Source organism: Lentzea aerocolonigenes, assembly GCF_000955955.1.
In the GTDB taxonomy this organism is placed as follows: domain Bacteria; phylum Actinomycetota; class Actinomycetes; order Mycobacteriales; family Pseudonocardiaceae; genus Lentzea; species Lentzea aerocolonigenes_A.
On record NZ_JYJG01000393.1, the window covers coordinates 1 to 12,391 of the forward strand.

Consider the following 12,391-nt stretch of genomic DNA (forward strand, 5'->3'; position numbering starts at 1 on the left):
GATCAGCACGACCCAGTGGGGTGTGGGCGGCGACATTCCTGTTGTGGGCGACTACAACGGCGATGCCGTCGCGGATCTCGCGGTGTGGCGTCCTTCTGAGGGCAACTGGTACGTGCGTGGGATCAGCACGACTCAGTGGGGCGTCGGCGGGGACATCCCGGTTCCTGGCGACTTCAACGGTGACGGCGTGACCGACCTCGCCGTGTGGCGTCCGTGGGAGGGCAACTGGTACGTGCGCGGCCAGTTCACCACCCAGTGGGGCGTTGGAGGTGACATCCCGCTCGCCTCGTAGCTCCTGAGCTGATCGCCCGGCTGGTTCAGTGACCGGCCGGGCGATTCAAGCTGTCCGGAGAAGTTTGTAGGCTGCGCCAGGCGGACATGGCGCTCGGGACACGAGGACGGATGACGGAAGAGACGTTCGGGCCGTACCGGATCGAGCAGCTGCTCGGTCGCGGCGGCATGGGTGAGGTGCATCGGGCGTACGACATGGCGCACGAGCGGTTCGTGGCGCTCAAGCGGCTGTCGCCCGGCATCGACGACGACGCGGACTACCGCGCCCGCTTCCGCCGCGAGGCGCAGATAGTCGCGCGGCTGCGTGAGCCGCACGTCATCCCCATTCACGCGTACGGCGAGATCGACGGCAGGCTCTACCTCGACATGCGGCTCGTGGAGGGCCGCGACCTCTCGGACATCCTCCGCGAGGGGACCGCGGAGCCGGCACGGGCCGTGCGCATCGTCGAGCAGGTCGCGAGCGCTCTGGACGCCGCGCACGCCGACGGGCTCGTGCACCGCGACGTGAAGCCGTCGAACATCCTGGTGACCTCCGGCGACTTCGTGTACCTGGTGGACTTCGGCATCGCCCGCAGCGTCTCGCCGTCCGCGACGAGCCTGACGGCGTCGGGATCGGTCGTCGGCACCCTCGACTACATGGCCCCTGAGCGCTTCGAGGGACGTGCGGTGGACGGTCGCGCGGACGTCTACGCCCTGGCCTGCGTGCTGTTCTCGTGCGTGGCCGGGCGGCGTCCGTTCACGGCGGACAGCACCGCCGCCCAGATCTGGGCGCACCTGAACGAGTTGCCGCCCAAGGCTTCCGCGCTGAACCCGGCGGTTCCGGTGGCGTTGGACGACGTCATCGCGAAGGGCATGGCCAAGAACCCCGCCGACCGCTACGCCACCGCGGGCGAGTTCGCACGGGCGGCGGCCCAGGCCGCGGTCACCCCGGTCCCGCCTGCCTTCGACCGCACCACGGCCGATGTCCGGACCGCCGTGCACACTCGCCGCCAGCCCGCTCGTACCTCCCGCGCCGAGCAGGTCGCCCTGGTCGGCGGCTCCATCGTGGTCGTGGCGTTGATCGTGGCGGCGGTGATCTACGTCGGAAACCTCGACAGGACACGAGGTTCGGCCTCGTCCGGCGACGAGACGACGAGCACCACGAGCTCGACGACCACCCCGGCGACCACCACCACGACCCGGTCGCCACAGGTCGACGCACTGCTGGCAACGCTGCCGACGGTCTTCCGCAACGCCGCCACCCCGTGCACACCGCGCGATGCGGACGGCGGCGCGGTCGCGGCCGTCAGCTGCATCACGAACGCGTGGGATCCGCGGAACCAGGAACCGGACGAGGCCGAGTTCCGGCTGTTCGCCGATCGCGCCGCACAGGACGCGTACTTCCAGGCGCTGGTGACCAGCCGCGGCATCCCGCGGATGGACGAGCGCGGCGGGTGCCGCCCCAAGTCCGACCCGATCCACTACGCGCTGTACTACCGCGACACCTCAGGCCCGCTGCCCGGCGAGTTCGTCACGTGCTTCCTCGCCGATGGCATCGCCCAGGTCTGGTGGGTGGACACCCGCACCCTCACCATCGGCGTGCTGAAGGCGCCGGGCGAGCTCACCACCCTCGACACCCTCGACCTCTGGTGGAACACGAAGATCCTGTCGGCCTCCTAGGGCCGGTGCCCGTCGAGGAACCGGCGCACCACGGCCTCGGGGTCGGCGGGCTTCTGCGTGGCCCGCTGGTCGACCCGCCGCGCGAGCGACCGCATCATCAACGGCCCGACCAGCGCGAAGAACGTGTGCCGCGGCGGCTCCACGACCAGGGCCCCTCGCCGCTGGTGGTGCAGGATCACCTCGTCCACCTTCTCCAGCAACGCCTCCGGCTCGGCCAGCACCGCAGCCACCTCCGGACTGAACTTCGCCTCCCGCATCAGGGTGAGCACCACGCCGCCGCGAGTCTCGTAGAGCCGCGCGTAGTAGCTGACGATCGTGAGCAGGTCGGCGGCCACGTCGTCACCCGGTGCGCCGAGATCGAGCGCGAAGCCCGCGAAGTTGCCGCGCACGGCCAGCCGCAGCAGGTTCTGCTTGGAGGTGAACCGGCGGAACAGCGTCGCCTCGTTGATGCCGGCGGCATCGGCGATCGCACGGGTGGTCGCCCGCTCGTAACCCTGTTCGGCGATCACCTCCAGTACCGCCGCGAACACCGTCTCGTCGGGCACCCGTCCAGCCACTCACCCTCCTCGATGCAAGTGAACACTTGCATCGAGGGTGACCTGATGGCTACCTTGAATGCAAGTGACTGCTTGCAAAGCCTACAGAAGGACAGGGCTCATGACCGACACCAGCACCCGTTCCGCAGGTCTCGCGCCCACCGCCGGAGAGGTCGTGGTGGGCCTGCTGGGAGCCGCGGTGCTCTCGGTCGCGGTGAACTTCCTGATCGTCGTGGTCGCGGGCAAGTTCATCCCCGCCGGTCAGGAACGCATGGGCCTGGCGCTGGGGGAGTTCGCGCCGGCTTCCGTGCTCGGCATCCTGCTCGGCACGCTCGGCTGGTACCTCGTGCGCCGTTCCGCCCGCGACCCGCGGCGGGTGCTGCGCGTTCTCGTGCCAGTTGTCGTTGTGGTGTCGTGGATTCCCGACCTCGGCATCCTCGCCGCGGGCGCCAGCGTGGTGAACTCGCTCGCGCTGATGGCCATGCACGCCGTCGTCGCCGCGCTCACCGTGCCCGTGTTGTCGCGCGTCATGCCGCTCTAGGCGATCGCGGCGGAAAGTTTGCTCGTGAGTTCTTCCAAAGCGCGCACAACGCCGTTCAGCGCCATGATCTGCTCCACGTAAAGCCGGGCGATCCATTCCACGTCAGCAGCTCCCAACGGGATTTCCGACTGAATCGAGTTGAGCACCCGTTGGTGTGCGCGATCAGCCACGGCGGCTTCGTAGAGCTGGGCCAGGCGGTTTCCGTCCGGCTGCAGGACCTGCACGTAGGTGGACATGAGATCCGGTGGCGGAATTCGGACACCTCGCTCATAGTCGACAATTCCGCTGTGTGCGGTCATGCCGAGCTGTCTCGCGAGCTTGCGGAGTGAAAGTCCTCGTTGGAGCCGCAGGCGGAGCAGTTCCTGCCCGAGCAGCGCGGGTACACCCTCCAATTTCGTGCCTCCCCTTCCACGCGTTCGATCGTGACAGCGGCTGTCCAAACGACACATCTGCCGATCGGGCTACGAGGTAGCAGGATTTCAAATGGGTACTTTCCGGCGCCCGTATCGAGGTGTTCTGCGAGTGTTCTGAGTTTGTTCTGTTGCCGCAGAACGCCAACTGCGGCGTGTTAGGAATTTGGTGCGGCCGAAATTCCAGCCGCGTCATTTTGAGGGAGGAAAAACCCCATGAAGACGACCACCAAGATGAAGAAGATCACCGTCCGCCGCACCGGCGACGTGCGCCTGACCACGGCCACCTGCAAGTGCCCGTACAGCGTCGAGGCCTGATCTGAGCTCGCCGGGGGCCGCGCCACCGAGCCGCGGCCCCCGGCCATCGGGAGGCGTCATGAGCAGCGACACGCCAGTGCTCTTCCACGACCTGAGCTTCGTCCCGGAGGGAGAGGAAACGGTCGTCGGCCGCCTGGACACCGGCTCCTACGCGGTACTGCCGTCCGATGGCGCCGCTCTGCTGGGCAGGATGGCCGACGGGATGCCGCCCGCGAACGCCGCCCAGTGGTACGAGGCCGAGTTCGGCGAGCCGATCGACATGGACGACTTCCTGGAAACGTTGCGGGAACTGGGGTTCGTCCGCACCGGTGAGGCCACGACCCGAGCGGCCCCTGTCCGGTTCCAGAAACTCGGCGCGGTGGCGTTCTCACCACTGGCTTGGCTCGTCTACGCGGCTGTCACGATCACCTGGTTGCTGCTCGGCGCCCGGTACGACGACCTGCTGCCGGACCCGAGCCAGTTCTTCTTCGTCCAGTCCGCGCTGGCGGTGCAGCTGGTGATCACCTTCGGCCAGCTGCCGCTCATCTTCCTGCACGAGGGCTTCCACACCCTGGCCGGCCGGCGGCTCGGCCTGCCCAGCAAGCTCGGCATGAGCAACCGGTTCATGTACGTGGTCTTCGAGACGCGGATGAACGGCCTGTTCAGCGTCGCGAGCAAGAAGCGCTACCTGCCGTTCCTGTCGGGCATGCTCGCCGACGTCGTCGTGCTCGGCCTGCTGGGGCTGCTCGCGCACGTGACCCGCGACGCGAGCGGCGCGCTGTCGCTGACCGGCCGGGTGGCCATCGCGCTGGGGTTCACCGTGGTGATGCGCCTGGTCTGGCAGTTCCAGCTCTACCTGCGCACCGACCTCTACTACGTGTTCGCCACCGCGCTGCACTGCCACGACCTGCACGACGCGAGCGTCACGTTGCTGCGCAACAGGATGTGGCGCGCGCTCGGCCGTCCGGAGCGTGTGGTGGACGAAGGGCAGTGGACAGAGCACGACCGGAAGGCCGGCCGGTGGTACGGCCCGTTCGTCGTGCTGGGCATCGCGGTGATGTTGTCGCTGGCAGTGTTCGGCTCACTGCCGATCGTCGTGCAGTACGTGGAGATCATCGGCAGGAACCTCTCGAGTGGACGGCTGGACCTCTACTTCTGGGACGCGGTCGTCTCGCTGGTGATCAACGTCGGCCAGCTGGCGCTGGTCGCCCATCTCGCCCGGCGCAAGCGCCGGATCGGAAGAGAAGTGAGCTGACATGCACGTGATCACGGCGGTCTGCCACCACCGGCTGCGCGGCCCGTACACCGGTGTGGACACGATCCTGCGCGCGTTGCTGCCCGACGCCCAGAAGCGCTGGCCCGAGCTGGTCGAGCAGCACAAGGTGGAGCTGCTGTACGGAATCCCGGAGCTGGCCGAGCTGATCGGCCCCGCGCCGTCGACGCTGGCGTCGGCCGGGCCGTTCTCCCAGCGCACCAGGTTCTACGGCGCGCAGATGATCCGGTGCATGAGCCAGGGGATCGTGACGTTCCTGATCGACCTGGCCAGGCGCCGCGCGGACGCGGGGGAGCAGCCCCTGCGCCTGGTGTTCGAGGCCATGCACGCCGCCGAGCCGACCACGAGCGAGTTCGTGGAACTGCTCACCCGTCGCTGTGATCCCGCCACCCTCCAGGTCGTCGTGTCCACAGTGGAGGAGGTCACCGAGGACGATGACCGCAGCGAGCAGCAGCTGGTCGCCGCCTACGTCCAGTCGGACGGAACCAGCGCCAACCAGGCCGAGATCGACGCCTACAACAACGCTGACCCCGCTGTGCTGCAACGACTTCACGACGAGCGTGCCGACGAGCTGGAACCCGGCGCCGACTGGGGCACGCTGATCGGCGCCGTCACGTACCATCGCGAACGCGGCACGGACCCGCACGGCCGCGGCCAGGAGGTGCTCGACCGGGCGTTCCAGTTCTGCGTGGAGACGGGATTCTCCGCCGCCGTGGTGGATCTGGGCATCCGGGGCCGCGCGGTCACGGATCCCGCGACGCAGCCGAAGCAGTACCTGAGGTTCACTCAGCACGCGGCCTCCGCCCTGGTGGCGCTGGACCGGCTGACCGAGTCGCTCGACCTGTACATGGACCTGCGCGCCAAGTTCACCGACGCCAAGGTGCACATGACGGTCAGCTACGGCATCGCCATGCTGCACACCAGGTTCTTCGTCCCGCGCGACCACGAAGCCGCGATCGGCTGGCAGAACAACGCCTACACGCTGGCGTCGCTGCTGCCGGACCCGGCCGAACGCCGCACCTACGAGGTGTTCCAGGCCAACGGGCTGGCGCTGGTCGAGATGCACCGGGGCAATCTGGGCCGCGCACTGGAGCTCGTCGACGGCGGCATCGCCCGGCTGAACGACGAGCTCGACGAGCAGGAGTGGGTGCTGCACCGCTCGCAGCTGTTCTACAACCGCGCCCGCCTGCACGCCGCGCTGGGCCGAGCCGACGAGGCCTACGCCGAGTTCACCGAGCTCATCGAACTCGACCCGCTCTACACCGACTACCTGAGCGAACGCGCCAAGATCTCCCGCAAGCGCGGTGACCTCGACGCCGCCCTCGCCGATTACGACCGGGCCGTGCAGATCGGCCCGCCGTTCCCGGAGCTGTACTACAACCGCGGCACCGCACGGCTCGCCGTCGAGGACGTCGACGGCGCGTTCGCGGACTTCGACTACGTGCTCGAGATGGAACCCGGCGACGTCGACACCCGCCTCACCCGCGCGGAACTGCTGCTCTCCACCGGCGACGCACAAGCTGCACACGCGGACGTGGTGGCAGGGCTCCAGCTCTCACCCGACGAGCCGCGGCTGCTCGCCATGCTCGGCACGATCGAGCTCGAACAGGACCAGCCAGAACAGGCGTTGCCCCACCTGGACGCCGCACTGGCGGGCGATCCGCGCTACCCGGCCGCCCTGGTCAACCGCGCGGTCGCGCACTTCCGGCTCGGCCACGCCGCGACCGCCGTCGACGACCTCACGCTGGCGTTGGACGTGGTCGGCGCGGACCCGGACGTCCTGCTCAACCGCGGCATGGCCTACCTCGCGTGCGCGCAGTCGGAACTGGCGATGCAGGACTTCGACGCGGCACTCGCGCTGCCCGGCGCGGACGTGGAGGAGTTGCAGCACCAGCTCGAACTCTGCCGTTAGGCGCACCCGTTCAGGAACGTGTCGACCAGCACGTCCGCGGCCTGGGCCGGACTGTGCTCGAGCAGCTGCTGCCCGCCGAGGTGCAGCAGGTGCCCGAGCACAGCGCCCATCCACCCCGCCGGTTGTCCCGCACGCAAAAACCCCTGGTCGACGCACCGCTGGATGAACACCTCCACCTCGTCGACGGCGCGGTTGCGGCGCGCCCATGCCTCCGTGTCGGCCGTCATCCGGCTGAGCTCGACCGGCCACTTGCGGTTGACCCCGATGATGCCCTCGACGTACCGGTGCAGCGCGATCTCCACCGGCGCCTCCCGCAACCGCGCAGCGCTGATGGCCTCCTCGATCGCGTCGAGTCGTGCCTGGTAGACGGCGGCGAGCAGCTCCTCCCGGCTGGCGAAGCGCCGGTAGACGGTCCTGCGGTAGACGGTCCTGCGGTCCACGCCGGCCTCGGCCGCGATCGCCGCGATGCTGGCGGCGGGGTCCGCGGCGAGCATCCGGGCACCGGTGGTCAGCACGAGTTCGAGGTTTCGGGCGGCGTCTGCTCTCACCCCACGAACATAGCAGCTGGTGTGACGCTTGGAACAATTACCGACTCGTTGAGATGGCTCTTGTCTCTATAAGTGCTACGTTGATGTGACAGTTCAGCGAAGCGGGAGACTTGTGATGATCACGTACGACCAGCTCTTCATCGGTGGCGAGTGGGCCACGCCGAGCAGCGACCAGCAGCTCGACATCGTGTCGCCGCACGACCAGTCCGTGCTGGGACGCGCCGCCCAGGCCCTGCCCGCCGACGTCGACCGCGCTGTGGCCGCCGCTCGCAGGGCGTTCGACGAAGGACCGTGGCCGGAGACCCCGCCGGCCGGACGGATCGCCGTCGTCCGGCGGCTGACCGAACTCCGCGAGCAGCACGCGGACGAGATCGCCGCCCTCATCTCCAGCGAGAACGGATCGGCGCTCTGGTTCACGAAAGCGGGCCAGCCCGGACTGGGCCGCCAGGCCGCCGCCTACCTCAAGGCAGCGGAGGAGTTCGGCTGGGAACAGACCCTCGAACCGTCCGACCCGGCCTCGCCGTTCCGCTCGGTCGTGCGCCGGGAGCCGATCGGTGTCGTCGCCGCGGTCATCCCGTGGAACTCGCCGTTCTCGGCCGCCCTCGCCAAGATCATCCCGGCGTTGCTGGCGGGGAACACCGTCGTGCTGAAGGTGTCGCCGGAGAACTCGCTGAGCATGAACTTCCTCGCCCGCCTGCTGGAGAAGACCGGCCTGCCGGAGGGTGTGGTCAGCGTGCTCCCGGCCGACCGCGGGACCAGCGAGCACCTCGTCCGGCACGCGGACGTCGACAAGGTCGCGTTCACCGGGTCGACCAGGGCGGGCCGCCGCATCGCCGCGCTCGCCGGTGACCAGCTCAAGCGGGTCAGCCTCGAGCTGGGCGGGAAGTCCGCCGCCGTCGTGCTGCCCGACGCCGACCTCGACGCCGTCGTCGCGGGCCTGAAGTTCGGTTCCCTGCTCAACAACGGCGAGTCCTGCATCGCCCAGACCAGGATCCTCGCGCCCCGCAGCCGTTACGAGGAGGTGGTCCGCGCGCTTGCCGACCTCGTCGAATCACTGCCGGTCGGTGCTCCCGACGACGACAAGACGTTCATCGGGCCGATGGTCCGCCGCGACCAGCAACAGCGCGTTCTCGACTACATCCGCACCGGGATCAAGGAGGGCGCCCGGCTCGTCACGGGTGGCCCGCACGTCCCTGCCGGGCTGGAGAAGGGTTTCTACGTGACGCCGACGCTGTTCGCGGACGTCGACAACTCGATGCGGATCGCTCAAGAGGAGATCTTCGGCCCGGTCCTGGTCGTGATCGCCTATGACGACGAGGACGACGCCGTCCGGATCGCCAACGACTCGGAGTTCGGCCTGTCCGGTGGCGTGTGGTCGGCCGACGAGGACCGCGCCATGGCCGTCGCGCGCCGCATCCGCTCCGGCACGGTCACCGTCAACGGCGCTCCGATCGGCTTCGACGGTCCGTTCGGCGGCTTCAAGGCCAGCGGTCTGGGCCGTGAGTACGGAGCTGTCGGCCTCGGCACCTACACCGAGTACAAGACCGTGACGGTGAAGGCATGACCGCGGTACTCGACGCGCCCGTCCGGATCTCCACCAGGGCGCCGATGACGGCACTGGTTCTCGCGGTCTTACTGGCCTCTTTGGACTCCACGATCGTCGCCACCGCGTTACCGCACATCGCCGGAGATCTCGGTGGTTTCCAGAACATCGCCTGGGTCACCGCCGGCTACCTGCTGGCCTCGACCGCGGTCACGCCGTTGTGGGGCAAGCTCGGCGACATGCTCGGGCGCAAGCGCCTGTACCTGGTCGCGACCGCCACGTTCCTGCTCGCCTCCGCGTTGTGCGGCCTGGCGCAGGACCTGCCCCAGCTCATCGCCGCGCGGGCACTGCAGGGTGTGGCGGGCGGCGGCATGATCGTGCTGACGTTCGCGTTGGTGGGCGACATCGCAGCACCGGGCGAACGCGGGCGCTACCAAGGCATGTTCGGCACGGTGTACGGGGTGGCGAGCATCTTCGGTCCGCTGCTCGGAGGTCTGTTCACCGACCAGCTCTCCTGGCGCTGGGCCTTCCTGATCAACGTCCCGGTGGGGCTGGTGGCCCTGGTGATCGCGGCCCGGTCGCTGCCCGCGACCCCACGGCGTTCGGCGGCACGCATCGACTACCTCGGAGCGCTGCTGACCGCGGCAGCCGCCACCGGGCTGGTGCTGATCGCCTCGTTCGGCAGCGACTGGGGCTGGACCTCGCCGGCTGTGCTCGCACTCGCCGTCGTGACGATCTCCTTGGCAGCACTGGTGATCCCGGTCGAGCGCCGCGCGGCGGCACCGATCCTGCCGCTGTCGATGCTCACCTCACGCCCGGTCGTGATCGCCTCGCTGGTGGGGTTCGTCGCGAACGTCGCCATGTTCAGCGCACTGGTCTACCTGCCGACGTACCTGCAGGTCGTCGGCGGAGTGTCCGCCACGGCCTCGGGTGTGCACATGTTGCCGCTGGTCATCGGCCTGGTGCTCAGCCAGTCGCTGGCGGGGAGGTGGATCGCGGACCCGCGGCGGGTGAGGGACGTCCTCGTGGCCGGAATGGCGATCACGGTGGCCGGGCTCCTGTTGCTGGGCACCCTCGACGCGGACACCACGCAGCTCGTGCTCGTCGGCGCGTTCCTCGTCATGGGGATCGGCATCGGCATGGTCCCGATGGTGGCGCTGACCGCGGCGCAGAACGCCGTGCCCGCCGACGACATCGGTGCCGCCAGTGCAGCCGTCACGTTCTTCCGCTCCATCGGCGCCGCGTTCGGCGTGACCGCGTTCGGCGCGCTCCTGACCGGCGACATCGCGCACAGCATCGGCACCGCGTTCCTCTGGATCGCCCCGCTGGTCGCGGTCGGCGTGGTGCTGGCGGCGTTGCTGCGCAAGCCCGCTGTCAGCCGCTGACAGCGCGCTGTGCGTGCGGTGTCAGCGGCCGGGCGCACAGTTCCACCCGACACAGGGAGGAACGAGAACGATGTCGCTGGCGATCAGGGCTGAAGGCCTGGTCAAGCACTACGGGGAGACCAAAGCCCTGGACGGGGTGGACCTCGAGGTGCCGGAGGGGAAGGTCGTGGGAGTGCTCGGGCCGAACGGCGCGGGCAAGACCACGGCGGTGCGGGTGCTGGCGACGTTGCTGCGCCCGGACGCGGGACACGCCACGGTCGGGGGACATGACGTGGTGCGCAACCCGAGGGCCGTGCGGTCGCTGATCGGGTTGACCGGGCAGTACGCGTCGGTGGACGAGGACCTGTCGGGGACGGAGAACCTCGTCCTGCTGGCCCGGCTGCTCGACTACTCGCGCACGGGGGCGCGGGCCAAGGCGGCCGAGCTGCTGGAGCAGTTCGAGCTGACCGACGCCGCGGGGCGGGCCGCCAAGACGTATTCAGGGGGTATGCGCAGGCGGCTCGACCTCGCGGCGAGCCTGGTCGGCAACCCGTCCGTGCTGTACCTGGACGAGCCGACCACCGGGCTGGACCCGCACGCGCGCAACGAGGTGTGGGCCGTGGTCCGCAAACTCGTCGCGAACGGGGTGACGGTGCTGCTCACGACGCAGTACCTGGAGGAGGCAGATCAGCTCGCGGACACGATCACGGTGTTCGACCACGGCAAGGTGGTGGCCGAGGGACGGTCGGACGAGCTGAAGCGCCGGGTTGGCGGCCAGACGTTGCAGGTGCGGCCGACGTCGGCGCGGGATCTCGATGTGGTGCAACGGATTCTCGGTGATCTCACCGGTGTCCGGCCGCACCGCGACGACGACACCGGGCTGCTGACGGCACCGGTCAACGACCCGGTGCTGCTGTCCACATTGGTCCGCAAGCTCGACGAGGCCGGGATCACCGCGGACGAGCTGGCGCTGCGGTTGCCCTCGCTCGACGAGGTCTTCCTGGCGCTGACGGGCAAGCGCGAGCCTGAGGGGAGGCTGGCATGACCACCACCTCGTTGGACCGGAGTGAGCAGCGTGAGACCGAGGGCAAGCCGCGCGTGACGACCATCTCGTTGGACAGGGGTGTGCGGCACGGGCTCTCGCTGGCCTGGCGCGGCATTCTGAAGATCCGCAAGAACCCCGAGCAACTCGCGGACGTCACGATCGCGCCGATCATCTTCCTGGTGATGTTCACCTACCTGTTCGGTGGCGCGCTGGCCGGCAACACCGACGCGTACCTGCAGATGCTCGTGCCGGGCGTGCTGGTGATGAACATCCTGCAGGCCAGCATGACGGCGGGCGTGCAGCTGAACACGGACGTCTCCAAGGGCGTGTTCGACAGGTTCCGCGCCATGCCGATCGCGCGGTCCGCACCGCTGATCGGGGCGGTGCTGGCGGACATCGTGCGGTACGTCGTGTGCATCGCGGTGCTGCTGGTCGTCGCGACGATCATGGGCTTCCGGGTGCAGACCGGGCCGGTGGAGCTGCTGATCGCGATCGGGCTCGCGCTGGTGTTCGGGCTGTGCTTCTGCTGGGCGTCGGTGTTCGTGGGCATGCTGCTCAAGACGCCGGGCGCGGTGCAGGGCATGATGTTCGTGCTGATCATGCCGTTGACGTTCGGCAGCAACGTGTTCGTCGGCACCTCGACGATGCCGGGCTGGCTCAAGGCGTGGGCGGACATCAGCCCGGTGTCGTTGCTCGCCGACGCACTGCGCGGGCTGCTCAACGGCGGGCCGATCGCGGGACCGCTGACGGGTTCGCTGATCTGGATGGTCGCGGCGGTAGCGGTGTTCTTCCCGCTGGCCACCTGGGCCTACCGCCGCCGCGTCTAAGGGTTCTGCAAGTACCACCAACCCAAGATCAACAGGCACTTTTCCGCTACCAACTCGCCCTGCCACCGCGCCGCCGCGACGGCCCGTGGCGAGGGCAGTTGGGTGTGGTTACGGGCGGTTTGATCAAGAGTTGGTGGTACTTGCA

At 68.9% G+C, this 12,391-nt stretch carries 11 protein-coding genes and 1 pseudogene; 9 read left to right on the plus strand and 3 right to left on the minus strand.

All coding sequences use genetic code 11. The annotated features are described in order from the left end of the window. Window positions 1-292: pseudogene (locus tag UK23_RS39865) on the plus strand (FG-GAP repeat protein); the annotation flags it as partial. 110 nt (window positions 293-402) lie between these two features. Beyond that, window positions 403-1,950, plus strand: a complete 1,548-nt coding sequence (locus tag UK23_RS39870; protein ID WP_156213728.1) for a serine/threonine-protein kinase — start codon at window positions 403-405, stop codon at window positions 1,948-1,950. Here the strand turns inward: UK23_RS39870 and UK23_RS54710 are convergent. Continuing rightward, the gene (locus UK23_RS54710) at window positions 1,947-2,507 is read right to left on the minus strand and encodes a TetR/AcrR family transcriptional regulator (protein WP_082115359.1); all 561 of its coding nucleotides are present in this window, start codon (window positions 2,505-2,507) and stop codon (window positions 1,947-1,949) included. The genes UK23_RS39870 and UK23_RS54710 overlap by 4 nt on opposite strands. A 100-nt stretch (window positions 2,508-2,607) precedes the next feature. On the opposite strand from UK23_RS54710, the gene UK23_RS39880 reads away from it, so the two are divergent. Continuing rightward, window positions 2,608-3,027 carry a DUF6069 family protein gene (locus tag UK23_RS39880; RefSeq protein WP_045316989.1) on the plus strand — a complete coding sequence of 140 codons (420 nt, stop codon included), beginning with the start codon at window positions 2,608-2,610 and terminating at the stop codon, window positions 3,025-3,027. Here UK23_RS39880 and UK23_RS50860 read toward each other — a convergent pair. Continuing rightward, on the minus strand, window positions 3,024-3,476 hold the full coding sequence (locus UK23_RS50860; protein ID WP_082115360.1) for a helix-turn-helix domain-containing protein: 453 nt from the start codon (window positions 3,474-3,476) through the stop codon (window positions 3,024-3,026). The two genes, UK23_RS39880 and UK23_RS50860, sit on opposite strands and share 4 nt — an antisense overlap. A gap of 337 nt (window positions 3,477-3,813) precedes the next feature. Between UK23_RS50860 and UK23_RS39890 the strand changes: the two genes are divergently transcribed. Next, the gene (locus UK23_RS39890) at window positions 3,814-4,989 is read left to right on the plus strand and encodes a hypothetical protein (RefSeq protein ID WP_045316991.1); all 1,176 of its coding nucleotides are present in this window, start codon (window positions 3,814-3,816) and stop codon (window positions 4,987-4,989) included. Between the two features lies 1 nt (window position 4,990). Continuing rightward, window positions 4,991-6,919: a tetratricopeptide repeat protein gene (locus UK23_RS39895; protein ID WP_045316992.1), complete on the plus strand. Its 1,929-nt coding sequence runs from the start codon at window positions 4,991-4,993 to the stop codon at window positions 6,917-6,919. Here the strand turns inward: UK23_RS39895 and UK23_RS39900 are convergent. Continuing rightward, window positions 6,916-7,467 (minus strand): TetR/AcrR family transcriptional regulator, encoded by a 552-nt coding sequence (locus tag UK23_RS39900; RefSeq protein WP_082115362.1) that lies wholly within the window; start codon window positions 7,465-7,467, stop codon window positions 6,916-6,918. The two genes, UK23_RS39895 and UK23_RS39900, sit on opposite strands and share 4 nt — an antisense overlap. Window positions 7,468-7,582: 115 nt before the next feature. Between UK23_RS39900 and UK23_RS39905 the strand changes: the two genes are divergently transcribed. From UK23_RS39905 to UK23_RS39920, 4 genes are all read left to right on the plus strand, one after another. Next, window positions 7,583-9,031: an aldehyde dehydrogenase gene (locus UK23_RS39905; RefSeq protein WP_045316993.1), complete on the plus strand. Its 1,449-nt coding sequence runs from the start codon at window positions 7,583-7,585 to the stop codon at window positions 9,029-9,031. Further along, on the plus strand, window positions 9,028-10,395 hold the full coding sequence (locus tag UK23_RS39910; protein WP_045316994.1) for an MDR family MFS transporter: 1,368 nt from the start codon (window positions 9,028-9,030) through the stop codon (window positions 10,393-10,395). The genes UK23_RS39905 and UK23_RS39910 overlap by 4 nt, the downstream gene beginning before the upstream one ends. A 70-nt stretch (window positions 10,396-10,465) precedes the next feature. Next, on the plus strand, window positions 10,466-11,419 hold the full coding sequence (locus tag UK23_RS39915) for a daunorubicin resistance protein DrrA family ABC transporter ATP-binding protein (RefSeq protein ID WP_045316995.1): 954 nt from the start codon (window positions 10,466-10,468) through the stop codon (window positions 11,417-11,419). Further along, complete coding sequence (locus tag UK23_RS39920) at window positions 11,416-12,246, plus strand: ABC transporter permease (RefSeq protein WP_045316996.1); 831 nt, start codon at window positions 11,416-11,418, stop codon at window positions 12,244-12,246. Before UK23_RS39915 ends, UK23_RS39920 begins: the two co-directional genes overlap by 4 nt. Window positions 12,247-12,391: the final 145 nt, after the last annotated feature.

Coding starts and splice junctions, on each gene's coding strand:
- UK23_RS39870 (WP_156213728.1), top strand. CDS start 403: ATGACGGAAGAGACGTTCGGGCCGTACCGGATCGAGCAGCTGCTCGGT.
- UK23_RS39880 (WP_045316989.1), top strand. CDS start 2,608: ATGACCGACACCAGCACCCGTTCCGCAGGTCTCGCGCCCACCGCCGGA.
- UK23_RS50860 (WP_082115360.1), bottom strand. CDS start 3,476: ATGTGTCGTTTGGACAGCCGCTGTCACGATCGAACGCGTGGAAGGGGA.
- UK23_RS39890 (WP_045316991.1), top strand. CDS start 3,814: ATGAGCAGCGACACGCCAGTGCTCTTCCACGACCTGAGCTTCGTCCCG.
- UK23_RS39895 (WP_045316992.1), top strand. CDS start 4,991: ATGCACGTGATCACGGCGGTCTGCCACCACCGGCTGCGCGGCCCGTAC.
- UK23_RS39905 (WP_045316993.1), top strand. CDS start 7,583: ATGATCACGTACGACCAGCTCTTCATCGGTGGCGAGTGGGCCACGCCG.
- UK23_RS39910 (WP_045316994.1), top strand. CDS start 9,028: ATGACCGCGGTACTCGACGCGCCCGTCCGGATCTCCACCAGGGCGCCG.
- UK23_RS39915 (WP_045316995.1), top strand. CDS start 10,466: ATGTCGCTGGCGATCAGGGCTGAAGGCCTGGTCAAGCACTACGGGGAG.
- UK23_RS39920 (WP_045316996.1), top strand. CDS start 11,416: ATGACCACCACCTCGTTGGACCGGAGTGAGCAGCGTGAGACCGAGGGC.